This is a genomic window from Stenotrophomonas sp. TEPEL (genome assembly GCF_004348785.1).
Classification (GTDB): Bacteria; Pseudomonadota; Gammaproteobacteria; order Xanthomonadales; family Xanthomonadaceae; genus Stenotrophomonas; species Stenotrophomonas indicatrix.
On record NZ_QQXJ01000001.1, the window covers coordinates 1,555,056 to 1,577,688 of the forward strand.

22 protein-coding genes are annotated in these 22,633 nt (G+C 66.8%); 10 read left to right on the forward strand and 12 right to left on the reverse strand.

All coding sequences use genetic code 11. The features are described 5' to 3' along the window. Nucleotides 1-34: 34 nt before the first annotated feature. Nucleotides 35-979: a 5'-nucleotidase gene (locus TEP_RS06935; RefSeq protein WP_132824737.1), complete on the forward strand. Its 945-nt coding sequence runs from the start codon at nucleotides 35-37 to the stop codon at nucleotides 977-979. Between the two features lie 85 nt (nucleotides 980-1,064). On the opposite strand, the gene TEP_RS06940 is transcribed toward TEP_RS06935, so the two are convergent. The 11 genes from TEP_RS06940 to asnS all read right to left on the reverse strand — a co-directional run bounded on the left by TEP_RS06940 (nucleotide 1,065) and on the right by asnS (nucleotide 10,625). Next, nucleotides 1,065-1,616 carry a DUF2939 domain-containing protein gene (locus TEP_RS06940; RefSeq protein WP_132824738.1) on the reverse strand — a complete coding sequence of 184 codons (552 nt, stop codon included), beginning with the start codon at nucleotides 1,614-1,616 and terminating at the stop codon, nucleotides 1,065-1,067. A 73-nt stretch (nucleotides 1,617-1,689) separates the two neighbouring features. Further along, nucleotides 1,690-2,376, reverse strand: coding sequence for a DUF2461 domain-containing protein (locus TEP_RS06945; RefSeq protein ID WP_132824739.1), 687 nt, complete (start codon nucleotides 2,374-2,376; stop codon nucleotides 1,690-1,692). Beyond that, the gene (gene sbcB / locus TEP_RS06950; RefSeq protein ID WP_132824740.1) at nucleotides 2,373-3,812 is read right to left on the reverse strand and encodes an exodeoxyribonuclease I; all 1,440 of its coding nucleotides are present in this window, start codon (nucleotides 3,810-3,812) and stop codon (nucleotides 2,373-2,375) included. Before sbcB ends, TEP_RS06945 begins: the two co-directional genes overlap by 4 nt. Further along, a complete protein-coding gene (locus TEP_RS06955) occupies nucleotides 3,812-5,179 on the reverse strand; it encodes an NAD(P)/FAD-dependent oxidoreductase (protein WP_132824741.1) in 1,368 nt (455 codons plus the stop codon). The genes sbcB and TEP_RS06955 overlap by 1 nt, the downstream gene beginning before the upstream one ends. Nucleotides 5,180-5,208: 29 nt before the next feature. Beyond that, nucleotides 5,209-6,483, reverse strand: a complete 1,275-nt coding sequence (gene kynU / locus TEP_RS06960; protein WP_132824742.1) for a kynureninase — start codon at nucleotides 6,481-6,483, stop codon at nucleotides 5,209-5,211. Between the two features lie 168 nt (nucleotides 6,484-6,651). After that, nucleotides 6,652-7,173 (reverse strand): 3-hydroxyanthranilate 3,4-dioxygenase, encoded by a 522-nt coding sequence (locus TEP_RS06965; protein WP_132824743.1) that lies wholly within the window; start codon nucleotides 7,171-7,173, stop codon nucleotides 6,652-6,654. Between the two features lie 18 nt (nucleotides 7,174-7,191). Beyond that, nucleotides 7,192-7,854: a carbonate dehydratase gene (gene can / locus TEP_RS06970; RefSeq protein WP_093819067.1), complete on the reverse strand. Its 663-nt coding sequence runs from the start codon at nucleotides 7,852-7,854 to the stop codon at nucleotides 7,192-7,194. A gap of 73 nt (nucleotides 7,855-7,927) precedes the next feature. Then, nucleotides 7,928-8,566 (reverse strand): FMN-binding negative transcriptional regulator, encoded by a 639-nt coding sequence (locus TEP_RS06975; protein ID WP_132824744.1) that lies wholly within the window; start codon nucleotides 8,564-8,566, stop codon nucleotides 7,928-7,930. A 9-nt stretch (nucleotides 8,567-8,575) separates the two neighbouring features. Next, nucleotides 8,576-8,890 (reverse strand): hypothetical protein, encoded by a 315-nt coding sequence (locus tag TEP_RS06980; protein WP_025876872.1) that lies wholly within the window; start codon nucleotides 8,888-8,890, stop codon nucleotides 8,576-8,578. Nucleotides 8,891-8,897: 7 nt separating this feature from the next. Then, complete coding sequence (locus TEP_RS06985; protein WP_006376524.1) at nucleotides 8,898-9,197, reverse strand: hypothetical protein; 300 nt, start codon at nucleotides 9,195-9,197, stop codon at nucleotides 8,898-8,900. Between the two features lie 33 nt (nucleotides 9,198-9,230). Next, nucleotides 9,231-10,625, reverse strand: coding sequence for an asparagine--tRNA ligase (gene asnS / locus TEP_RS06990; protein ID WP_132824745.1), 1,395 nt, complete (start codon nucleotides 10,623-10,625; stop codon nucleotides 9,231-9,233). A gap of 130 nt (nucleotides 10,626-10,755) precedes the next feature. Between asnS and TEP_RS06995 the strand changes: the two genes are divergently transcribed. From TEP_RS06995 to zipA, 6 genes are all read left to right on the forward strand, one after another. Further along, nucleotides 10,756-11,094: an iron-sulfur cluster assembly accessory protein gene (locus TEP_RS06995; protein WP_132824746.1), complete on the forward strand. Its 339-nt coding sequence runs from the start codon at nucleotides 10,756-10,758 to the stop codon at nucleotides 11,092-11,094. Between the two features lie 214 nt (nucleotides 11,095-11,308). Next, the gene (gene rpsF / locus TEP_RS07000) at nucleotides 11,309-11,746 is read left to right on the forward strand and encodes a 30S ribosomal protein S6 (RefSeq protein WP_025876882.1); all 438 of its coding nucleotides are present in this window, start codon (nucleotides 11,309-11,311) and stop codon (nucleotides 11,744-11,746) included. An 11-nt stretch (nucleotides 11,747-11,757) separates the two neighbouring features. Further along, nucleotides 11,758-11,988: a 30S ribosomal protein S18 gene (gene rpsR, locus TEP_RS07005; RefSeq protein ID WP_002804494.1), complete on the forward strand. Its 231-nt coding sequence runs from the start codon at nucleotides 11,758-11,760 to the stop codon at nucleotides 11,986-11,988. Nucleotides 11,989-12,093: 105 nt separating this feature from the next. Continuing rightward, entirely contained in the window at nucleotides 12,094-12,546 is a 453-nt protein-coding gene (gene rplI / locus TEP_RS07010) for a 50S ribosomal protein L9 (protein ID WP_049469063.1), read from the forward strand. A 310-nt stretch (nucleotides 12,547-12,856) separates the two neighbouring features. Next, a complete protein-coding gene (gene smc, locus TEP_RS07015) occupies nucleotides 12,857-16,360 on the forward strand; it encodes a chromosome segregation protein SMC (protein ID WP_132824747.1) in 3,504 nt (1,167 codons plus the stop codon). A 46-nt stretch (nucleotides 16,361-16,406) separates the two neighbouring features. Further along, the gene (zipA, locus tag TEP_RS07020; RefSeq protein ID WP_132824748.1) at nucleotides 16,407-17,144 is read left to right on the forward strand and encodes a cell division protein ZipA; all 738 of its coding nucleotides are present in this window, start codon (nucleotides 16,407-16,409) and stop codon (nucleotides 17,142-17,144) included. 214 nt (nucleotides 17,145-17,358) lie between these two features. On the opposite strand, the gene TEP_RS07025 is transcribed toward zipA, so the two are convergent. Further along, nucleotides 17,359-18,483 (reverse strand): pyridoxal phosphate-dependent aminotransferase, encoded by a 1,125-nt coding sequence (locus TEP_RS07025; protein WP_132824749.1) that lies wholly within the window; start codon nucleotides 18,481-18,483, stop codon nucleotides 17,359-17,361. Between the two features lie 180 nt (nucleotides 18,484-18,663). Between TEP_RS07025 and ligA the strand changes: the two genes are divergently transcribed. The 3 genes from ligA to epmA are packed head-to-tail and all read left to right on the forward strand — an operon-like array spanning nucleotide 18,664 to nucleotide 22,625. Next, a complete protein-coding gene (gene ligA / locus TEP_RS07030) occupies nucleotides 18,664-21,135 on the forward strand; it encodes an NAD-dependent DNA ligase LigA (protein WP_206140258.1) in 2,472 nt (823 codons plus the stop codon). A 51-nt stretch (nucleotides 21,136-21,186) separates the two neighbouring features. Continuing rightward, entirely contained in the window at nucleotides 21,187-21,672 is a 486-nt protein-coding gene (locus TEP_RS07035) for a GNAT family N-acetyltransferase (RefSeq protein WP_025876917.1), read from the forward strand. Beyond that, on the forward strand, nucleotides 21,669-22,625 hold the full coding sequence (epmA, locus tag TEP_RS07040) for an EF-P lysine aminoacylase EpmA (RefSeq protein WP_132824751.1): 957 nt from the start codon (nucleotides 21,669-21,671) through the stop codon (nucleotides 22,623-22,625). Before TEP_RS07035 ends, epmA begins: the two co-directional genes overlap by 4 nt. The last annotated feature ends 8 nt before the right edge of the window (nucleotides 22,626-22,633 follow it).

Consider the following 22,633-nt stretch of genomic DNA (forward strand, 5'->3'; position numbering starts at 1 on the left):
GCCGGCACTGCCGACCGCTTGAAGGACCCCACCGATGGGCGACAACTCCCCCCGTTTGCTGACTGTCGCGGTGACCTCGCGTGCGCTGTTCGACCTGGAAGAAAGCCATGCGCTGTTCGAGAGCGATGGCGTGGCCGCCTACGCCGAGTACCAGCGCCAGCACGAGGACGACATCCTCGGGCCGGGCGTGGCCTTCCCGGTGGTGCGCAAGCTGCTGGCGCTGAACCAGGGCGCCAGCCCCGAGAACCCGCGCGTGGAAGTGATCCTGCTGTCACGCAACTCGGCCGATACCGGCCTGCGCATCTTCAATTCCATCCAGTACTACGGGCTGGGCATCATCCGCGCGACCTTCACCGCCGGTGAGCCGACCTGGCCGTACGTGAAGCCGTTCGGCACCGACCTGTTCCTGTCGGCCAATCCGGAATCGGTGCGCAGCGCGCTTCGGCATGGCATCGCAGCGGCCACCATCCTGCCCAAGCCGCCGGGCGAGACCGCTGCCGCTGCCGCCGACCAGATCGACATCACCCGCCCGGCCGGGCAGCTGCGGATCGCCTTCGATGGAGATGCGGTGATCTTCGGGGACGAGAGCGAGCGCATTTCGCGCGAGCAGGGCGTGGAAGCCTTCGGCCGGCATGAACGCGAGCGTGCACGCGAGCCACTCAGTGGCGGTCCATTCCGCGGCTTCCTCTCTGCGCTGCACACGCTGCAGGAAGTGTTCCCGGCCGGCGACAGCGCGCCCATCCGCACGGCGCTGGTGACCGCACGTTCTGCACCGGCGCATGAGCGGGTGATCCGCACCCTGCGCGAATGGGGCGTGCGCCTGGACGAGGCGCTGTTCCTGGGCGGGCGACACAAGGGCCCGTTCCTGCAGGCGTTCGGTGCCGACATCTTCTTTGACGATTCGCAGCACAACATCGACAGTGCGCGTGAACACGTCGCCGCCGGCCACGTGCCGCATGGTGTCGCCAACGAAGGTTGATCGTCACCGGGCATGGCCCGGCGCTACCAGTTGGGGAGGTCGGCGGTAGCGCCGGGCCATGCCCGGCGAGCGCAGCGGCGATCCGTCACGGGCTGCCCGACATCCCCAGCTGCAGGTCCACCACCTTCCAGCGCAGGCCCTGCGGTTCCAGCACCACCTTCAACGGTGGCTGGCCGGGGCCGCGATCGACGTCGACCACGAAGCGGTCCAGGGCTTCGAAGTGGTGTTCGGCGTTCTTCAGCGGTCGCGCCGGCTCGGTTGCACCCAAGGCCTCGCCGTCCTGCAGTTCATTGCGGCCGCGCTTCCACAGCACGTGGCCCTGCAACATCGCGCCGATGCCGCTGGGGGTGACCATCGTGTCCACCGCGGCGCCACCCAACTGGTCACCCAGCCCGTACAGCAGGGCACCGAAGGGACTGGCAGCCACCTCGGGGCCGGCCTGGCGCACCAGATAGTCATTGAGCTGGGCGCGCAGGCTGGTACGCACGCGTGGGAAATCCACGTAGCGCTCCAGACGGGCGGTGTCCCGTTGTTCGATGGCCTTGGACAGGCCATGCACGGTCAGGTAGGGGCCGCCGAACCACCAGGCGGCCACCACAGCGATCAGCAGAACGAGGATGCCAATGAGCTTCTTCATGGTGCACAGCCTGCCGCAAGTACGGTTGCCGGTGGTGAACGGCGGGTGATCCCAGCGATGCCACCGGCGCCGGTCAGAACTCCAGATCCAGTGCAGCGCACAGGTAGTCGACGAACGGGCCGAGCGCCGCCAGGTCCTTGCCGAGCGTGGACAGCAGGCGCGGGCCGGTCATCGTGGCATCGTCCAGCGAACGCCACATCACCCAGTTGCGGTGCTTGAGGTCATCGATGAACTCGAAGTCGGCCGGGAAGCCGCGCGGTGGGCGCACCAGCTTCTCGGTTTGCTCGAAGTCGAAACGCCTGCGCAGCGCCGGTGCGTGCGCAGCTGCCTTCCAGCTGCCCGGGTTGTCGAGGATGAAGTGGCGGACGCGGCGCTGGGTTTCCGGTTCGGGATGCCACAGCCCGGCGCCGACGAAGCTCTCGCCGGGTTGCAGGTGCACGTAGAACGAGGGTGCGGCCACTTCACGGCGGCGCTCATGGAACAGGCGCGCACCCTGCCAGGTCTTGTACGGCGATTTGTCGTTGGAGAACCGCGCGTCGCGGTGGATGCGGAACAACGAGCCGCCCACACCACGCGTGTCTGCGCGGAAGTGTCCGCTGACCTCGGCCAGGGCCGGCTGCAGGTCGCCCAGCAGGCGCAGGAACGGCTGCCGCACGTGGTCTTCGTACTGCTGGCGATGGTCGTTGAACCAGGCCTTGTCGTTGTGCAGCGCCAGGCTGCGCAGGAACTTGAAACTGGCATCGGAGAAATAGGTGCTCACAGGTCCTCCTGCAGGTGCTGGCCCCAGTCACGCAGCGATTGCAGCAGCGCGGCGCGCCGGGCATCGTCGGGCGCCTCGGCTGCCAGCGCGTCGAGCTGCTGCTGGTACTGGGTCAGGTTGAGTTCGCCCATGCCTTCCTCACCGAGCAGGCGCTGGCGGCGATAGGCTTTCCAGCGCTCGCGTTCTTCCGGTGCGAGGCTGTCGGGATGATTGCGGGCGCGATAGCGGAACAGCAGTTCCGGCAAGCGCGGATCGCGGAAGCGGCCCTCCAGTGCGGCCAGCTGCTCGGCGGGCGTGGTCCGTGCCAATGCCAGCAGCGGCTTGTCACCGGCGCCGAGGAAGCCGTCGTACAGCGATGCATCCACATCGGAAACGCTCGCCGCGCGCGGCTGGTTGTAGACCTGGCGCGCCTTCTCGGCCAACTGCGGCGCGAACGCGCGCAGGCGTTCGGCCTTGGCTTCGATTGCCGCCACGTCCAGCCCGAGTCGTGCGTGGTCATCAGCGCGCAGGTGGTTCCAGGCCACCAGCGCCGGCACCTTGTTCAGGTGCACTTCCTTCAACGGCACCCGCGCCACGCCTTCGGGCAGTTCGCTGGCGCGCAGGTACAGGCGCTGGGCGATCACTTCGGCGGGCAGTTCCAGCAGGTCATCGATGTCGCCGTCGAGATCGAATACGATCACCCGGTTGTTGATGGTCGGATGCACCGCCAGCGGCAACACCGGCGCCGCGCACAGGCGGCTGGCCGGGTAGCGCATCGAGATATGCAGCACCGGCTTCAATGCGGTGATGTCGAGCAGGCTGCCGACGAAACGCTTGTCGCGCAGCTTCAGCGCGTAGTCCCACAGGCGCGGCTGCGACTGCTTGAACAGGCGCGCCATGCCGATCGTCGCGCGCACGTCCGACAGCGCTTCGTGGGCATCGCCCTCGCGCACGCCGTTGGCCTCGGCCAGATGCTCCAGCTTGAACGAGGTGGCGCCGTCCTCGCGCTTGGGCCAGTGGATGCCGTCCGGGCGGATGGCATGCATCAGCCGCAGCATGTCCAGCAGGTCCCAGCGCGAGTTGCCGTTGCGCCACTCGCGTTCGTACGGGTCGTGGAAGTTGCGGAACAGGCCGTAGCGGATGAACTCGTCATCGAAGCGCAGGGTGTTGTAGCCCAGTGCGCAGGTACCGGGGCGCGAGAGCTGCTCGTTGATCCGATCGAACGCCTCGGCCTCGCTGATGCCTTCGGCCAGCGCCTGCTGCGGCGTGATGCCGGTGACCATCGTCGCCATCGGCGAGGGCAGCAGATCATCGGCCGGGCGAACGAAGAAGCTGACCGGCGCGTCGATCTCGTTGAGATCGCTGTCGGTACGGATTGCCGCGTACTGGGAGATACGGGTGCGACGCGGATCCTGGCCGAAGGTTTCCAGGTCGTAGAACAGGAAGCTGTCGGCCATCAGTGCGCGCCCTCCAGCACCGGCAGCTGCGCATGGATCTGCGCCTCCAGTGCGTTCCAATCGATGTTGTCCAGGGTGTCGTGGCCTGCAGTGGCGGCGATCAGCATCGCGCGCTGGAGGTCGGTGCGGCGCAGTGCCTCGGCATAGGGCGTGTGCAGGAACGTCACCATCGTGTAGTGCGGGACGAAACGCGTGGGCCAGCGCCGCTGCAGTTCGTGTTCCAGCTCACGTTGCAGCAGGAAGGCCGGATCGGCCACCCTGTCACGCATCTCCAGATAGTTCTCCAGCGCCATCTGCTGGATCGCACGCGCGTTCGGCTTGCGCTCGGCCTCGAATGCGGCGAACGCACTCTGCAGGTCGTCCGCCTCCATCAGATGGCGGGCCAGCGCCACACAGTCCTCGAACGCGCAGTTCATGCCTTGGCCGTGGAACGGCACCATCGCGTGCGCGGCATCGCCGATCAGCACGGCACGTGCCTGCTGGTGCCAGCGTTGCAGGGTGAGAGTGCCGAGCAGGCCGGGTGGATGCTGCTCCCAGTCCGCACGCAGGTTGGGGATCAGCGGCAGGGCATCGGCGAACTCACGGGCGAACAGCGCTTCGGCCTGGGCGCCAGTGGTGACCGTAGCGAAGCTCGGATCGCCATCGTTGGGCAGGAACAGGGTGACGGTGAAGGTGCCCTCGTGGTTGGGCAGGGCGATGCACATGTAGTGACCGCGCGGCCAGATATGCAGGGCATTGCGCTCGATGCGGAAGCCACCATCGTCGCTCGGCGGAATTTCCAGTTCCTTGTAGGAATGGTCGAGGAAGGCAATGTCCTCGCCCAGCGGTTCGCGCCGGTTCATCGCCGCACGCAGCGCCGAGCCGGCGCCATCGGCACCCACCAGCGTATCGAAGCGGATATCGTGCGGGCTGTCGTCACGATCATCGATGAAGCGTGCGTAGCCGGCATCGAAATCGACGGTGTGCAGGCGGCGGTGGAAATGCACGGTGGCGCCGGCCTGCTCGGCCAGTTCCAGCAGCGTGGTATTCAGGTCGCTGCGATGGATCGACCAGATCACTTCGCTGTCGTCGCGACCATAACGCTGCAGCTGCGGCTCGCCCTCGCGCGGATGCACCATGCGCCCGCGCATCATCACCGCCCGCGCCATCACTTCGTCTTCCACGCCGGCCTGGCGCAACGCGTTGCGCCCGCGCTCGGCCAGGGCCAGGTTGATCGAACGGCCGCTTTCGTAATCGGCGATGCGCGGATCGCCACGGCGTTCGTACAGGGTGATGCGCCAGCCCTGCCGTGACAGCAGGATGGCCAGCAGGGATCCGGCCAGGCCGGCGCCGACAATGCTCAGCGAGCGGGATGCATGTGCGATCAACGAACTGTCCAGCAGTAGGGGAGGGCGGCTTACAGGCCAGCCCAGGCTTCCACTTCCTCGACGAAGTGGTGCACGTCGAGGTAGCGGTTGTAGAGCGGGGTGGGCGAGATGCGGATTACGTCCGGTTCGCGCCAGTCACCCAGCACGCCGATGGCGCGCAGGTGTTCGAACAGGGCGCGTCCACGCTCGCGGCCACCGATCACCCGCAGCGACAGCTGGCAGCCGCGGCGCTCCGGCTCGGCCGGGGTGACGATCTCCAGCACCTGCGGCAGGCGCGCGCGTACCAGTGCGTCGAGCATGCCGGTCAGTGCCAGCGACTTGCTGCGCAGCGATTCCATGCCAGCGCGTTCGAACAGGTCCAGCGATGCCCGCAGCGGCGCCAGGCCGAGGATCGGCGGGTTGCTCAGCTGCCAGCCCTCGGCACCGACCGCCGGCGTGAACTGCGGTGCCATCTGGAAGCGGGTGGCTTCGTCGTGGCCCCACCAGCCGGCAAAGCGCGGCAGCGTGGTGTCGCGATGATGGCGCTCGTGCACGAAGGCACCGGCTACTGCGCCGGGACCGCTGTTGAGGTACTTGTAGTGGCACCACACGGCAAAATCCGGCGCGATGTCATGCAGGCGCAGCGGCAGGTTGCCGACCGAGTGCGCCAGGTCGAAGCCGATGCGCGCACCCTGCAGGCGTGCGGCGCGGGTGATCGCATCGAGGTCGAAGGCCTGGCCGCTGCGGTATTGCACGCCGGGCCACAGCACCAGCGCCAGGCGCGGACCGTGCGCGGCGATCGCGCGTTCGATGGCGGCCATCGAGATCGTGCCATTGGCTTCATCCGGCTGCACTTCCACCAGGCAGTCGGCCGGGTCGAAGCCATGGAAGCGGATCTGTGCCTCCACCGCATGGCGGTCGGTCGGGAACGCACCGGCTTCCATCAGGATCACCGGGCGTTCTGCCGTGGGCCGGTAGAAGCTGACCATCATCAGGTGCAGGTTCACGCTCAGCGTGTTCATTGCCACCACTTCGCTGGGCAGCGCGCCGACCACGCGCGCCAGCTGTGCGGTGACCAGGCGGTGGTACGACAGCCATTGTGTCGGCCCGGTGAAGTGGCCTTCCACCGCCAGTTCGCCCCACTGCTTCATCACTTCCTGCACCGCAGCCTGCGCACCGCGCGGCTGCAGGCCCAGCGAGTTGCCGACGAAGTAGGTCTGCTCACCGCCACCGTGGCGCGGAATCAGGAATTCCTGCCGCAGCGGCCGCAGCGGATCGGCGGCATCAAGGGCGATGGCGTGGGTGCGGCTGAGCAGGTCGGACATGGTCGGGCAACAGGCTGCAACGGGGTTGCCAGTGTAGCGCCTGGGGCATCACCCGGTAGCTGCGCACCCAGCGCCAGCGCCGCATGATCCGGTAGTGGCCAACCTTGGTTGGCGCACGTGCGAGCAAGCGCCCACCAAGGTGGGCATCTACCGGGGGGCGGAGCGCCGTCAGGCCGCCACTGGCGCAGGCAACGGATCCACGTGGCCGCACGCGCTGCAGGTGCGCAGTTCCAGGCTGGCCTGGTAGCGCGCGAACACCTTCGGCAGGTCGGTCTCGATGTTCTGCAGCGTGAAGTACTCTTCGTACAGCTTGTGGTTGCAGCGCTCGCAATGCCAGATCACGCCATCGCGTTCATGCGGCAGGCGCTTGCGTTCCACCACCAGGCCGATGCCACCGGGCGGGCGCCGCGGTGAGTGCGGCACCTTGCCCGGCAGCAGGAAGATTTCGCCGGCACGGATCGGGATATCGCGCACCGCGCCATCCTCCTGCACCTTCAGCACCATCTCGCCTTCCAGCTGGTAGAACCACTCCGGGCCTTCGTCGTAGTGGAAATCGGTGCGGCTGTTCGGCCCGCCGACCACCATCACGATGAAATCGCCGTTGTCGATCATCTTGTTGCCGACCGGCGGCTTCAGCAGATGCCGGTTTTCCTCGATCCAGGCGTGCAGGTTTATCGGCGAAGCGAGCATGGTGTCTTCCCCAGGGGATCAGTCGCGCTTGCCCTTGCGCGGAACATAGGACAGCGCCTTTTCATAGGCCGGCTGCAGGTCTTCCTGGGAGCCGACGTCGATGCCCATCTCGCGCACGCGGCCGTCCTTCAGGCTGTACACCCAGCCGTGCACCATCAGCTTCTGGCCGCGGGCCCAGGCGTCCTGCACGATCGTGGAGCGGCACAGGTTGGCGACCTGCTCGATCACATTCAGTTCGCACAGGCGTGCGTGCTTGAGTTCATCGGTATCGATCGCATCGAGGATGGCGGTGTGTTTCTGCATGACATCACCGACGTGGCGCAGCCAGTTGTCAGCCAGGCCGACCCGGGTGTTGTGCAGGCATGCGTGTACGCCACCACAGCCGTAGTGGCCGACGATCAGGATGTGCTTCACCTTCAGCTGGTCCACCGCGTACTGCACCACGCTCAGGCAGTTCAGGTCGGTATGGGCGACCACGTTGGCCACGTTGCGATGCACGAACACCTCACCCGGGGCCATGCCGATGATCTGGTTGGCCGGCACGCGCGAGTCGGAACAGCCGATCCACAGGTATTCCGGATGCTGCTGCTTGGCCAGCTGATGGAAGAAATCCGGATCTTCCTTCTCGATCCGGTCAGCCCAGTCGCGGTTGTTCTGCAGCAGCTTGTGGATGTCTTTCATGTTCGGGGTCCCTGGCGTCGGGTGGGGGCAAGGCGCGGCCGTTCTGGTCGCGTCGTCGCGGGAAACAGGGCGCTTAGCTGCCTGCGGCGGCTTCGTCGCGATACCGGCGCATCCACTGCGCCAGTTCGGTGGAATGGGGATTGTCCAGGCGTTGCAGTTCGGCCATCACCGCCTGCTGGTTGGCCTCGGGGTGGTTCTGGCTCAGCTTCAGCGTCAGCTGCACCTGCTCGACGGTGAAGCGGAAGCCGACGATGCCGCGCAGCTGGCGGCGGTGGTCGTCACGCTCGGGTTCGAACCGCCAGTTCTGGCCGACGCTGGCTTCGAAGTGGTCGCCGGTATCGCTGACCAGCTGGGCCAGGGCATCGGTATCGTCGAAGGGCTGCAACCGGCCGCGCAGCTCGGCGGCTGCGTAGTTCCAGGTGGGCACCCGTGCCATCGGTTCCTTGTCCGGGTACCAGCTGGCCGATACATAGCCATGCGGCCCCTCCACCAGCACCTTGGCCGCACCGCTGTGGCGTGCCTGCGGGTTGGCACGGGCCCAGTGGCCGCGCAGCTGGATGTGGTCGCCGTCGCGCTGGTACAGCACCGGCAGCCGGGTCAGTTCCGGCAGGCCATCGCCACCGGCGGTCAGCACGGTGACGAACGGATCACGCGCCAGCAGGCGATCCAGCCACAGCAGGTCGGTCTCGGCGAAAGCGCGCGGGGTGAACATCGGTTGGCCTCAGGCGCGGCTGCCGAGCGACTGCACCATGCGCCCGCGCAGGCCTTCGTCGCTGCCTGCCTGCGGTGGCTGCACTTCATGCAGCGAGAAACCGCGCACCAGGGCATCTTCTTCATCCAGGCCGTCGTACTCGACGAACTCGGCATCGAACAGCTGCGAGCGGGCGGTGTCTTCGCTGTCGTAGCTCAGCGTATTGCCATCGCTGTCCAGCACTTCGGCGGTGCCGGCCTCGCGGATGCGCAGGCGTGCCCAGATCAGGGTGTTGCCGAGGCTGGCCAGCCACCAGCTGTCGCGCACGTGGGAAAGGTCGTTCATGTGTGTCTTACCAGAGCGAGGCCAGCCAGAGCAGGGCAGCCATGCCCAGTCCGGCCAGCAGGGTCAGCAGCGATACCCAGGCGGGCGTCGCCAGCCCGGACAGCGAGCGGTCCGGCTGGGTGCGGTATTCGCGCCGCAGCAGCCAGCCCAGCGCATCGGGCTTGAGGAAAGCGCCACTGCCGAAGCGCTGCGCCAGCGCCGGATGGCGATCACGTACATGCACCAGGGTCAACGGCCAGAAAATCACGAAGGCACTGAACCCGGCCACTGCAACGCCGACGAAACACAGGGCGAAGAACAGGGTCATGGGGGCAGTACCTCCGTGGTCGTGCGTGTGGGCTTAGAAGTCCGCGCTGCCCGGGGCGCGCGGGTAGGGGATCGCATCGCGGATGTTGGACAGACCGCAGACGTAGACCACCAGGCGCTCGAAGCCCAGGCCGAAGCCAGCGTGCGGTACCGAGCCGTAGCGGCGGAAATCGCGGTACCAGCTGTAGTGTTCGCGATCCAGGCCGAACTGCGCCATGCGTGCATCCAGCACATCCAGGCGCTCTTCGCGCTGGCTGCCACCGATGATCTCGCCGATGCCCGGGGCCAGCACGTCCATTGCCGCGACGGTCTTGCCGTCATCGTTCAGGCGCATGTAGAAGGCCTTGATGTGCTCGGGGTAGTTGGTCACCACCACCGGGCGACCGACGTGTTCCTCGGTCAGCCAGCGCTCGTGCTCGGTCTGCAGGTCCAGGCCCCATTCGACCGGGAAGTCGAACTTCTTTCCGGATTTCTGCAGCAGGCTGACCGCATCGGTGTAGTCGATGCGTTCGAACGGCGCGTTGATGAAGTCTTCCAGCTTGGTGATCGCGTTCTTGTCCACGCGCTCGGCGATGAAGGCCAGGTCGTCGCCGCGCTCGTTGAGCACCGCGCGGAACAGGTACTTCAGGAATTCCTCGGCCAGGCGTGCGTCTTCGGCCAGGTCGGCGAAGGCGATTTCCGGCTCGATCATCCAGAACTCCGCCAGGTGGCGGGTGGTGTGGCTGTTCTCGGCACGGAAGGTCGGGCCGAAGGTGTACACCTTGCTCAGCGCCAGGCAGTAGGCCTCGACGTTCAGCTGGCCGGACACGGTCAGGAAGGTTTCCTTGCCGAAGAAGTCGCGGCTGAAGTCGATCCCGCCCTGGGCGTCACGCGGCAGGTTCACCATGTCCAGGGTGGACACGCGGAACATCTGGCCGGCGCCTTCGGCGTCGGAGGTGGTGATGATCGGGGTGCTGATCCAGTTGAAGCCGTTCTCGTGGAAGAAGCGGTGCACGGCCTGGGCCAGGCAGTTGCGGATGCGGGTGACCGCGCCGAACAGGTTGGTGCGCGGGCGCAGGTGCGCCACTTCACGCAGGAACTCCGGCGTCATCGGCTTGGGCTGGATCGGGTAGGTGAGCGGGTCTTCGACCCAGCCGACCACCTCGACCGCGCTGGCCTGGATCTCGAACGACTGGCCCTTGCCCTGCGATTTCACCAGGGTGCCGGTGGCCACCAGCGAGCAGCCGGTGGTCAGGCGCTTGATCTCGTCGAAGTTGACCAGGGCATCACCGGCCACGACCTGGATCGGCGCGAAGCAGGAGCCGTCGGTCACGTTCACGAAGGCCAGATTTGCTGAACCGCGCACCGTGCGCACCCATCCGCGTACCGTGACTTCGCCGCCTTCCGGGATTTTCCCGGCAAGCGCATGTTCAACGCTGACCACCGTCATGACTTGAATCCTCTGCTGATCGACTCGATCTGTGAACACGGGAGTTTACCGGTTGCAGCGTTCTGCTTGCGAGGCATTTCTGCGCTCCTCCGGTCCCTATAATGTCCTGGTACCTCTGGAGTGATCCCCCATGGCCGTCAGCCTGACCCCAATTGCCTTCGAGCGCGTACAGCGCTTCGTCGCCCAGACCCCCGGCGCGCTGGGCCTGCGTTTTGGCGTGACCAGGACCGGCTGCTCCGGCTGGGGCCACATCACCGACCTGGCCCGCGACGAGCGCGCCGACGACACCGTGTTCGAGCAGGACGGGGTGAAGATCTATGTCGACGCCAAGAGCCTGGCCCTGGTGGACGGCACCGTGATCGACTTCGGCAAGCACGGCCTGAGCGAGACCTTCACGTTCAGCAATCCGAATGCCACCGCCGAGTGCGGCTGCGGCGAGAGCTTCACCACCGATGCCGACAAGGCCTGAGCCGGCCCGGCAGGTCCCGGACCCGCTCAGGTAGTTGCCGACCTTGGTCGGCACGGGTGCAGCGCGCCCGGTTCAGGCGCCCCAGTTGCCCAGTCCCCCCATCTGCGCCATAATGCCCGGCTTCCTGCCTCCCTGGCAGGATCCCTTGCCCCACCGCGGTATCAACGGCGGGGGGCTGTCCGGCCGCAAGGCCACATCCGAAAGGTAGAAAAACATGAGTCGTCATTACGAAATCGTGTTCATGGTCCACCCGGACCAGAGCGAGCAGGTCCCGGCCATGATCGAGCGCTACAAGTCGCTGGTCGAGAACGGCAACGGCACCATCCACCGTCTGGAAGACTGGGGCCGCCGCCAGCTGGCGTACCCGATCCAGAACCTGGTGAAGGCGCACTACGTGCTGCTGAACATCGAAGTCGACCAGGCCGTGCTGACCGAACTGACCGAGAGCTTCCGCTTCAACGACGCCGTGCTGCGCAACCTGGTCATCAAGCGTGACGAGGCTGACACCGAGCAGTCGCTGATCATGAAGAGCAAGGACGAGAAGGGCGACAAGCCCGAGCGTGGTGAGCGTCGTCGTCGTGATGACGAAGAAGGCGAAACCACCCCCGCCGCTGACAACGATGCCGGCGACGACGCCGCTTCGGCCGCCTAAGGAGCACTGACATGTCCAAGTTCTTCCGTCGCCGCAAGTTCTGCAAGTTCACGGCCGAAGGTGTCAAGGAGATCGATTACAAGGATCTCAACACCCTGCGCCAGTACCTGACCGAGAACGGCAAGATCGTGCCGAGCCGCGTCACCGGTACCAAGTCGAAGTACCAGCGTCAGCTGGCGACCGCCGTCAAGCGCGCTCGCTTCCTGGCCCTGATTCCGTACACCGACAACCACGACGTCTGATGCCGGCGGGGCAGCTTCGCGCTGCCCCCGCTGTGCCAGCTATTCGGACAGCCTTTGTTGCGGGGCCCGCGCCTCGCTAACGAATAACTTATCTGGAGCAATACCATGCAGCTGATCCTCCTGCAGAAAGTCACCAACCTCGGCAACCTGGGCGACCTGGTCGACGTGAAGCCGGGCTACGGCCGTAACTTCCTCGTGCCGCAGGGCAAGGCCGTTCCGGCCACCGAGAGCAACAAGGCCGAGTTCGAAGCCAAGCGCGCCGAATACGAAGCCAAGGCCCAGTCCATCCACGCTGAAGCCGAAGCCCGCAAGGCCAAGCTGGAAGGCGCGAGCGTGACCGTCGCCGCCAACGCTTCGACCGAAGGCAAGCTGTACGGCTCGGTTGGCGCCCGCGAAATCGCCGATGCCTTCACCGCTGCCGGCCTGGCGCTGAGCAAGAGCGAAGTCATCCTGGGCGAAGGCGCCTTCCGCAACATTGGCGAGTACGAAGTCCTGGTGCACCTGCACGCGGACGTCGAGACCACCGTCAAGGTCGTGGTTGAAGCCGAAAAGGCCTGATCCCACGCCGCAAGGCCTGGTATCACCAGAACGGGCGCCCGCAAGGGTGCCCGTTTTGTTTTGGGGCGGCCCGTCCGGCCGGGTCGGTGTCCGGGGCGGCCCCCGGCAACGCCGGAAGCACGAGCGGGCGTGAGCTGAGCCTTCTCCCACGGCCATCCCGCCCGTGGAACATTGGCCCCGCTATACTCATTCCACTGCGTCACCCTTGGCCTTGTTGAATTCTTTTGAAATCAAGGGCTTGAGGTGCTGGCTGACCTGACATCCACTATGGTGGCGGCCGTAAGGCCCTTGCCCGGAACCCAATCACGCCATGCGTCTTTCCACGATCAAGCTGTCCGGCTTCAAGTCCTTCGTCGATCCGACCACCCTGCACCTGCCGACCAACATGACCGGCGTGGTGGGCCCCAATGGCTGTGGCAAGTCGAACATCATCGACGCGGTGCGTTGGGTCATGGGCGAAAGTTCGGCCAGCCGCCTGCGTGGTGACTCGCTCACCGACGTGATCTTCTCCGGTTCCAATGCCCGCAAGCCGGTCTCGCAGGCCACCGTCGAGCTGATCTTCGACAACTCCGACCACACGATCTCCGGCGAGTACGCCTCGTTCAACGAGATCTCGGTCAAGCGCACCGTCAGCCGTGACGGCAGCAGCAACTATTACCTCAACGGCACCAAGTGCCGCCGTCGCGACATCACCGACCTGTTCCTCGGCACCGGCCTGGGCCCGCGCAGCTACTCGATCATCGAGCAGGGCATGATCAGCCAGATCATCGAGGCGCGCCCGGAAGACCTGCGCGTGTACCTGGAAGAGGCCGCCGGCATCTCCAAGTACAAGGAGCGCCGCAAGGAAACCGAGACCCGCATCCGCCACACCCGCGAGAACCTGGACCGCCTTGGCGACCTGCGCGAGGAAATCACCAAGCAGCTCGAGCACCTCAAGCGGCAGGCCAGGCAGGCCGAGCAGTACCAGGCGTTGCAGGAAGAACGCCGGGTCAAGGATGCGGAGTGGAAGGCGCTGGAATACCGTGGCCTGGATGGTCGCCTGTCCAAGCTGCGCGAAGGGCTGTCGCAGGAAGAAACCAAGCTGCAGCAGCTGATTGCCGACCAGCGCGACGCTGAGGCGCGGATCGAGACGTCCCGCGTGCGCCGCGAGGAGGCTGCCGACGCGCTCAATGCCGCGCAGGCCGAGGTCTACCAGGTGGGCAGCACGCTGGCCCGCCTCGAACAGCAGATCCAGCACCAGCGCGAACTGTCGCAGCGCCTGCACAAGGCGCGCGATGAAACCCGCCAGGCACTGGCCGAACTGGGCCAGCACATCAGCGGCGATGAGGCCAAGCTGATGGTGCTGCGCGAAGCGGTCGATGCGGCCACCCCGCAGCTGGAAGCGCTGCAGGAAGAAAACGAGATCAAGCAGGAAGGCCTGCGCGAGGCCGAAGCGCGGTTGGCCGATTGGCAGCAGCGTTGGGAGCAGCACACCTCGCAGAGCTCGGAAGCCTCGCGTGCCGGCGAGGTCGAGCGCACCCGCGTGGACTACCTAGACAAGCAGATCCTTGATGCTGATCGCCGCCGCGAAGCGCTGGCGGCCGAACGTGCCGGGCTGGACGTGGATGCACTGGAGGAAGTCTTCGAGCAGCTGCACCTGCAGCACGAGACCCAGAAGACCGCGCTGGATGAGCTGACCGAGCAGGTCGAGGAGCGCAAGCACGGTGTCGCCGCCGTGCAGGAACAGCAGCGCAACGGGCAGAACGAGCTGGCCGAGCTGCGCAAGCAGGTCAATGGCCTGCGCGGGCGCCTGTCTTCGCTGGAAACCCTGCAGCAGGCTGCGCTCGGCCAGGAGCAGGGCGCGGCGGTGGCGTGGCTGAAGTCGCGTGGGCTGGATTCGGCCGCGCGCGTGGGTGAGCGCCTGGATGTTGATGCGGGTTGGGAAAACGCAGTGGAAAGCGCGCTCGGTCAATTGATCGAAGGCGTGCTGGTCGACGACCCGGCCAGCCTGGTCGATGCGTTGGGCGAGCTGGGCGAAGGCCGCATCGCGCTGGTTGCCAATGACGGTGCGGACCTGAAGGTTGCGCCGACCTCGCTGGCTGCACGCGTGCGTGGCCCGGCGCCGATCCGGCGCCTGCTTGCACGCCTGCACGGCGCGCGTGACCTTGCCGAAGCCAATGCACTGCAGGCCAGCCTGCCCGAGGGCGATTCCATCATCACCCAGGGCGGTGAACGCCTGGGCGAGGGCTGGGTGCGCGTGTCGCGCTCCGGCGCCGCCAAGCAGGGCGCGCTGCTGCGCGAACGCGAAATCAACGAACTGCGCGAGCAGATCGAGCAGCTGCAATCGCGCGAAGCCGAACTGGAAGAACAGCTGGCCGGTTTCCGCGAGCACCTGTTGGCCGCCGAACAGCAGCGCGAGGATGCGCAGCGTGCGCTGTACCTGGCGCACCGCGCGGTGTCCGAACTGGCCGGCCAGCTGCAGGGCCAGCAGGGCAAGGTCGAGGCGGCACGCACGCGCATCGACCGCATCGAAGGCGAGCTCAGCCAGTTGCTGGAGACCCTGGACATCAATCGCGAGCAGGCGCGTGAAGCGCGTGCGCGGTTGGAGAATGCGGTCAACAGCATGGGTGACCTGGAGTCGAACCGGCAGGGCCTGGAGGGCGAACGCCGTCAGTTGACCGAGGCGCGTGATCTGGCCCGCGACGCCGCCCGTGCGGTGCGCGAGCGGTCGCACGCGTTGGCCCTGACCCTGGAATCACAGCGCGCCCAGGTGGCGTCGTTGAGCCAGGCGCTGGAACGCATGAGCACCCAGCGTGGCCAGCTTGATGCACGCCTGGGCGAACTGCATTCGCAGCTGGACGAAGGCGATACCCCGGTCGAATCGCTGCAGGCCGAGCACCAGAACGCGCTGGAAGAGCGTGTCCGTGCTGATCGCGTGCTGACCGAAGCACGCACGCTGCTGGATGGCATCGACGCCGAACTGCGCAACTACGAGCAGACCCGCCACCAGCGCGACGAGCAGGCGTTGTCCCAGCGCGAGCGTATCTCGCAGCGCAAGCTGGACCAGCAGGCGCTGGTACTCAGTGCTGAAACCCTGCAGGGCGCAGTGGAGAAGGCCGGTTTCGTGCTGCAGGATGTGATCAACGCGCTGCCCGAAGAGGCCCGCCTGGGCGACTGGGAGCAGGCGGTGCACCAGATCGATGGCCGCATGCGCCGGCTGGAGCCGGTCAACCTGGCCGCGATCCACGAGTATGGCGAAGCCTCACAGCGCTCGGAGTATCTGGATGCCCAGCACGTGGACCTGACCACCGCGCTGGAGACCCTGGAAGATGCGATCCGCAAGATCGACCGCGAAACCCGGGGCCGCTTCAAGGACACCTTCGACCGTGTCAACGCCGGTGTGCAGGCGCTGTATCCGCGCCTGTTCGGTGGCGGCCACGCCTACCTGGAGCTGACCGGCGAAGATCTTCTCGATACCGGCGTGACCATCATGGCGCGTCCCCCGGGCAAGCGCGTGTCGAGCATCTCGCTGCTGTCCGGCGGCGAGAAGGCGATGACCGCCGTGGCGCTGGTGTTTGCGATCTTCCAGCTCAACCCGGCACCGTTCTGCCTGCTGGACGAGGTGGACGCGCCGCTGGATGAAGCCAACGTCGGCCGCCTGGCCAACATGGTCAAGGAAATGAGCGAGAAGGTGCAGTTCCTGTTCGTCAGCCACAACAAGGCCACGATGGAAGCGGCGCACCAGTTGTCGGGCGTGACGATGCGCGAGCCGGGTGTCAGCCGCCTGGTCAGCGTGGACCTGGAAGAAGCCGCGCGATTGGCGGGCGCGGCCTGACGTGCCATCCTAGTTACCTGAATGAACTAGCCGGAGAACCTAACGAATGTCCGACACGGCACTGTTGCGCATCGGCATCCTGGCCGCCGGCCTGCTGTTGGTCGCTGCGATCTTCCTGTTTGGCCGCCCGAAAAAGAAGCCCCAGGGCCGTCGCCTCGATAGCGCCGAGCCGACCAACGGCGAGCGTCGCGAGCCGGTGCTGGGCGAGGATGGCGTGCCTGTGGCCGGCGACCGCGTCGAGCCTGGCATGGGCGAGACGGTCGAGCAGGCCGAACTGGGGCTGCCCGATGTCGATGGCGCGGCCAGCGATCTGGGCAAGCGCGCGACGCAGGATTTCGACAAGATCGTTTCGCTGTTCGTGGCCGCCCGCGCCGGTGAGCAGCTGCGCGGCGAAGACATCGTCGTGGCAGCGGAGAAGACCGGCCTGGTGTTTGGCCACATGAATGTCTTCCACCGGCTGGTGGAGGGGCATCCCGAGCGGGGCCCGATCTTCTCGATGGCCAGCATCATGAAGCCGGGCAGCTTCGACATGGGCAACATCCGCGCCATGGAAACCCCGGCCATCGCCTTCTTCCTGACCCTGCCGGCACCGCTGACCGCGCTGGACGCCTGGGAGAAGATGCTGCCGACCGTGCAGCGCATGGCCGAACTGCTCGATGGCGTGGTGCTGGACGACAGCCGCAACGCGCTCGGCCGCCAGCGCATCGCCCACATCCGTGATGAGCTGCGCGCCTATGACCGCCAGCACCAGGCGCCGCCGCTGACCAAGACCCCGCGCTGGTAAGCGCGGCAGGTCCTGGCGTGCCGACCCANGGTCGGCACCCACGGCAGTAGATCCACGCCATGCGTGGATGCGGCGAACCAAGGTTCGCCCCCCACCAGACCAGTAGATCCACGCCATGCGTGGATGCAGCGAACCAGGGTTCGGCACCCACCAGACCAGTAGATCCACGCCATGCGTGGATGGGGCGAACCAAGGTTCGCCCCCACCAACAGGGTCAGGCCGGTACGCCGGCCACCTTCGCGAACGCGCTGCGGAAGCGCGCCATCTCTTCCTCGGTGCCCACGGTCACGCGCACGCGCTGCGGCCAGATCGGCCAGCTGCGGCCGATCACCACGCCGTTGTCCGCCATCGCCTTGGCAAAGGCCGCGCCGTCGCGCTGCACATCCACCACGAAGCAGTTCGCTTCGGTCGGCAGGCAGTCAAAGCCACGCTTGCCCAGCCAGGCGATGGTGGCCTGCCGGACCTTGGCGTTCTGCAGACGTCGCTGCGGGATCAACTGCGGGTCGCGCAGGCTGGCCAGTGCCGCTGCAAGGGCGGGCACCGGCAGCGGGTTCTCGCCCAGGCTCGCCAGCTCGCGCAGGCGCTCCGGATGCGCTGCAGCTACGCCAAGACGCAGGCCGGCCATGCCGTACAGCTTGGAGAAGGTGCGCAGCACGATCAGGTCATCGCGCTGGGCCACCTGTGCAATCAGGCTGGGCTGTTCGCTGTACTGCAGATAGGCCTCGTCCAGCAGCACCCGGGTACCTGCGGGCTTGTTGGCCAGCAGCCAGGCCAGCTCGTTGGCCGGGCTGATCGAGCCGGTGGGGTTGTTGGGATTGCACACGTACAGCAGGCCGGTCGGTCGCGCGTGCGCGGCGGCCGCCATCGCGCGCAGGTCGTGCGCGCCATCGCCGCGCAGCGGCACCTTCTGCACATGGGCGCCGCGCGCAGCTGCCATCTCGCCCAGCGTCTCGAAGGTCGGGTCGGCCACCACCAGGCCCGCCTGCGGGCCGGTCCACAGTGTCGCCGCACGGTTCAGCGGTTCGCTGGAGCCCGGATACAGGCGTACGTGGTCGGCGGGAATGCCGGCCTGGGCGATGAATGCGTCGCGCACCTCACCGGCCAGGGCGAAGCGGTAACGGCCGCAGCTGGCGATGCTGTCGCGCGCCGCCTGCTGGGCGGCCGGCGAGGGGCCATAGGGGCATTCGTTGAAGTTCAGCAGCACCGCGCCCGCATCGGCGGGTGGCGGCGCAACGGTCGCCGGCTGTGCCTGGGCCGACCGGGGCAGGCCGCTGCTGGCGAGGGCGAGACCGGCACCGGCCAGCTGCAGGAAGTGGCGACGGGAGGCAGGCAAGGTCACAGGGGGCGGTTCCGGAAGGGCGACCGACGCACGCTAGCGCTGGTGGTCAGTGCGGGCAAGGGGGTATGCAGCGTCTCCAATCATGCGCGACCGTTGCTCGCCGCCAGTCCCGCATGGCCCAGTTCTACAAGGTGCTGCGCGCAGGCGCGGTAGAATTCCCGGCCATCCCAGAACCCGCGGATTCCGATGAGCCCCAGCCCCGCCGAACGTGCCGAAGACCTGCGCCGGCAGATCGCCCAGGCCAATCGCGCCTATCACGAGCTGGATGCGCCGGAGATCCCTGACGTCGACTACGACCGTCTGGTGCGTGAGCTGGAGGCGCTGGAGCGCGAGCATCCGGAGCTCGCCCGTGCCGACAGCCCGACCCAGCAGGTCGGGGCACGCCCGTCCGGCCGCTTCGCCGAAGTCACCCATGCGGTACCGATGCTGTCGCTGTCCAACGCCTTCAGCGATGAGGAAGTGGCCGACTTCGTGCGCCGCATCGATGAGCGCCTGCGCCGCGGCACCCTGCGTTTTTCCGCCGAACCGAAGATGGACGGCCTGGCGATCAGCCTGCGTTATGAGGACGGTCATTTCGTGCTGGGCGCCACCCGGGGCGATGGCAGCACCGGTGAGGACGTGACCGCCAACCTGCGCGAGATCGGCGACATTCCCAAGCGCCTGAAAGGCAGGGACTGGCCGGATGTGCTGGAAGTGCGCGGTGAGGTCTACATGGCCCGCGCCGACTTCGAGGCCTACAACGAGCGCGCGCGCCTGCACGGTGGCAAGGTGCTGGCCAATCCGCGCAATGCCGCGGCCGGTTCGCTGCGCCAGCTTGACCCGAAGATCAGCGCGCAGCGCAGGCTCAGTTTCTTCACCTACGGTACCGGTGAAGTGCAGGGCGGTGAGCTGCCCGATACGCACTCGGGCACGCTGGCGCAGCTGCGCGACTGGGGTTTCCCGGTCAGCGACCTGTGCAAGGTGGTGGAAGGCAGCGACGGCCTGCTGGCGTACTACCGTGACATCGGCGAGCGTCGCGACGGTCTGGCATTCGACATTGATGGCGTGGTCTACAAGCTCGATGACCGCGCCGGCCAGCAGGCCATGGGCTTCGTGTCGCGCGCACCACGCTGGGCCATCGCGCACAAGTTCCCTGCGCAGGAACAGAGCACTACGCTGGAGGCCATCGAAATCCAGATCGGCCGTACCGGTGCCGCCACTCCGGTGGCGCGCCTTGCGCCGGTCGCGGTGGCCGGTGTGATCGTCTCCAATGCCACCCTGCACAACGCCGACCAGATCGCGCGCCTGGATGTGCGCGTGGGCGACAGCGTGATCGTGCGCCGCGCCGGCGATGTGATTCCGGAAGTGGTCAGTGTCATTCTCGACCGTCGTCCCGCCGGCACCACGCCCTGGCAGATGCCGACCACCTGCCCGGTGTGCGGCTCGGAGATCGTGCGCGAGGAAGGGGCTGCTGCCTGGCGTTGTTCGGGCGAGCTGTCCTGCCCGGCGCAGCGCAAGGAGGCCATCGCCCACTTCGCCTCGCGACGGGCGATGGATATCGACGGTCTTGGCGACAAGTACATCGAAACCCTGGTGGACGCCGGCATCGTCAGGAGCGTGGCTGATCTGTACCGCCTCACCCGCGACCAGCTGCTGCACCTGAAGCTGGTGTTGGACGCAGAAGATCCTTCCGCGCTCGCGGCCGGCCTGAAACTGCACCTGCCGGCAGAAGGCAGTGGCGCGGTGCTCAACGCTGTGTTGAAACTGGATGGCAACGACGCGGGGTGGCGCGCGCAGGCATTGGCGCAGCCGGCAGCCTTCGAATGGAACACGAAGAAGATCGCGACCAAGTGGGCTGACAACCTGATCGCTGCGATCGACGCCAGCCGTGATGCGACGCTGGAGCGACTGCTGTTCGCACTGGGCATCGAGCACGTCGGCGAAAGCACCGCCAAGGCACTGGCACAGTGGTTTGGCGATCTGGCGTTGATCCGCCGCCTGCCGTGGCCGCTGTTCAAGCGCGTGCCCGACATCGGTGGCGAAGTGGCGCGCTCGCTGGGCCATTTCTTCGAACAGGAAGGCAACCAGCAGGCCATCGACGCGCTGCTGCAGGTGGGTCAGGTGCGCATCAGCGACGTGCACCCGCCAAGTGCGAAGCTGCGCGAGGGGCTGGACCTTGCCCAGCTGCTGGTCGAAGCGGAGATTCCCGGCATTACCCGCCTGCGCGCGGAGAAGCTGGTGGCCGCACTGCCCAGCGCGCAGGCGGTGCTGGACGCCGAGCACGGCCAGTTCGTCAACGCCGGCCTGCCCGAAGACACCGCGCGCGGCGTCGCTGACTGGCTGGACAGCGAGGGCCATGGCGCGATGTTGCTGGCCGCCGAAGTGGAAATGAAGCACATCCTGGTCACTGCGCCGGCCCTGGCCGAAGTGGTGGCCGGTCCGCTGGACGGACAGACGGTGGTGCTTACCGGCACGCTGGCCCAGCTCAATCGCGATACCGCCAAGGAGCGCCTGGAGGCGCTGGGCGCCAAGGTGTCCGGCAGCGTGTCGAAGAAGACCAGTTTCGTGGTGGCAGGCACCGAAGCGGGTTCAAAGCTGGACAAGGCGCAATCGCTGGGCGTTCCTGTGTGGGATGAAGAGCGCCTGCTGGCCTACCTGGCCGAACACGAGTGATGAACCGGCCGGGTGCGCAGGCACCCGGCACGCAACCGCAAAGGAACACTGATGCAGACCGCTCCGCTGGATTTCCGCCTGGCCACCCGTGCCGACGAGGAACTGCTGATCGCGCTGATGCGCGATTTCTACGCCGAAGACAAGATCGAATTCGACGATGCGCGCGTGCGCCGTGGTGTCGATGCGCTGCTGGCCGATCCGCGCAACGGGGAAGTGCTGCTGTGGCTGGACGAGGCCGCGGCCGTCGTTGGCTATGCGGTGATCGCGATGGGCTTCAGCTTGGAGCAGGGCGGCCATTTCATGCTGCTCGACGAGCTCTACCTCAGCCACCGCGCGCGTGGCCGTGGCCGTGGCAAGCGGGCGCTGGCCATCTGCGAACAACGCGCGCGCGGGCGCGGGGTCAGCCGGCTGCGGCTGGAGGTCAACCATCACAACGAACTGGCGCGCCGCCTGTACCTGGCCAGTGGCTACATCGACGACACGCGCGATCTGCTGACCCTGCCGCTGGACCATCCGCGGCCGGAGGGCATCCTGTGAGCGAGGCACTGCTGCGCAGCCTGCAACAGCGTGCCAGCCTCAATGCGCTGGTGCGCCGCTTCTTCGCCGAGCGTGGCCTGCTGGAAGTGGAAACGCCGATCCTTTCCGTGGCCGGCAACACCGAGCCGAACATCGACAGCTTCCACACCGATTTCAGCGGCCATGTCGATGCGGGCGGACGCCGACGCTGGCTGCGCACCTCGCCGGAGTTCCCGCTCAAGCGCCTGCTCGCTGCCGGCGTGGGCGACTGCTATGAGCTCGGCCGGGTATTCCGCAATGGCGAAGCCGGTGGCCGCCACAATCCCGAGTTCACCATGCTGGAGTGGTATCGGGTTGGCTGGGACCACCATCGATTGCTGCAGGAAACCGCAGAGCTGGTGGTGCAGGCACTGGCGCTGGTTGGCCGCAGCGCGACGCTGCGCGTGCTGAGCTATCGCGAACTGTTCCAGCAACTGGCCGGCGTAGACCCGTTCGACGCCGATGAGGCCGAGCTGCGCGCCGCGCTGGGCGAGGTGCGCATCGATCCGGTAGGCCTGACCCGCGATGATTGGCTGGATCTGTTGATGACCCACCGTATCCAACCGCACTTCGATGACACGGTCATGACCGTGGTCCACGACTGGCCCGCCAGCCAGGCGGCACTGGCGCGCATCCGCCCCGGTACACCGCCGCTGGCCGAGCGTTTCGAGCTGTACCTGGGCGCGGTGGAACTGGCCAATGGCTATAACGAACTGAACGATGCGGCTGAACAGCGCGCGCGTTTCCAGCATGACCTGCAGCGTCGCCATGCACGGGGGCAGGTACAGCCCGCGCTGGATGAAGCGTTGTTGCGTGCACTGCCTGCAATGCCCGCCTGTGCCGGTGTTGCCGTTGGCATTGATCGCCTGCTGATGGCGATGCACCGCACACCGCGCATCGCCGACGTGCTTGCATTCGATTTCGCCCACGCATGAGCCGATCT

What these genes read in the sequence shown, in the direction of transcription:
- can (WP_093819067.1), bottom strand. Translation starts at nt 7,854, where the DNA reads ATGAAAGACATCCACAAGCTGCTGCAGAACAACCGCGACTGGGCTGAC.
- TEP_RS06935 (WP_132824737.1), top strand. Translation starts at nt 35, where the DNA reads ATGGGCGACAACTCCCCCCGTTTGCTGACTGTCGCGGTGACCTCGCGT.
- TEP_RS07035 (WP_025876917.1), top strand. Translation starts at nt 21,187, where the DNA reads ATGCAGACCGCTCCGCTGGATTTCCGCCTGGCCACCCGTGCCGACGAG.
- TEP_RS06995 (WP_132824746.1), top strand. Translation starts at nt 10,756, where the DNA reads ATGGCCGTCAGCCTGACCCCAATTGCCTTCGAGCGCGTACAGCGCTTC.
- smc (WP_132824747.1), top strand. Translation starts at nt 12,857, where the DNA reads ATGCGTCTTTCCACGATCAAGCTGTCCGGCTTCAAGTCCTTCGTCGAT.
- rpsF (WP_025876882.1), top strand. Translation starts at nt 11,309, where the DNA reads ATGAGTCGTCATTACGAAATCGTGTTCATGGTCCACCCGGACCAGAGC.
- TEP_RS06980 (WP_025876872.1), bottom strand. Translation starts at nt 8,890, where the DNA reads ATGAACGACCTTTCCCACGTGCGCGACAGCTGGTGGCTGGCCAGCCTC.
- rplI (WP_049469063.1), top strand. Translation starts at nt 12,094, where the DNA reads ATGCAGCTGATCCTCCTGCAGAAAGTCACCAACCTCGGCAACCTGGGC.
- asnS (WP_132824745.1), bottom strand. Translation starts at nt 10,625, where the DNA reads ATGACGGTGGTCAGCGTTGAACATGCGCTTGCCGGGAAAATCCCGGAA.
- TEP_RS06975 (WP_132824744.1), bottom strand. Translation starts at nt 8,566, where the DNA reads ATGTTCACCCCGCGCGCTTTCGCCGAGACCGACCTGCTGTGGCTGGAT.
- sbcB (WP_132824740.1), bottom strand. Translation starts at nt 3,812, where the DNA reads ATGGCCGACAGCTTCCTGTTCTACGACCTGGAAACCTTCGGCCAGGAT.
- TEP_RS06985 (WP_006376524.1), bottom strand. Translation starts at nt 9,197, where the DNA reads ATGACCCTGTTCTTCGCCCTGTGTTTCGTCGGCGTTGCAGTGGCCGGG.
- kynU (WP_132824742.1), bottom strand. Translation starts at nt 6,483, where the DNA reads ATGTCCGACCTGCTCAGCCGCACCCACGCCATCGCCCTTGATGCCGCC.
- zipA (WP_132824748.1), top strand. Translation starts at nt 16,407, where the DNA reads ATGTCCGACACGGCACTGTTGCGCATCGGCATCCTGGCCGCCGGCCTG.
- TEP_RS06965 (WP_132824743.1), bottom strand. Translation starts at nt 7,173, where the DNA reads ATGCTCGCTTCGCCGATAAACCTGCACGCCTGGATCGAGGAAAACCGG.
- TEP_RS06940 (WP_132824738.1), bottom strand. Translation starts at nt 1,616, where the DNA reads ATGAAGAAGCTCATTGGCATCCTCGTTCTGCTGATCGCTGTGGTGGCC.
- rpsR (WP_002804494.1), top strand. Translation starts at nt 11,758, where the DNA reads ATGTCCAAGTTCTTCCGTCGCCGCAAGTTCTGCAAGTTCACGGCCGAA.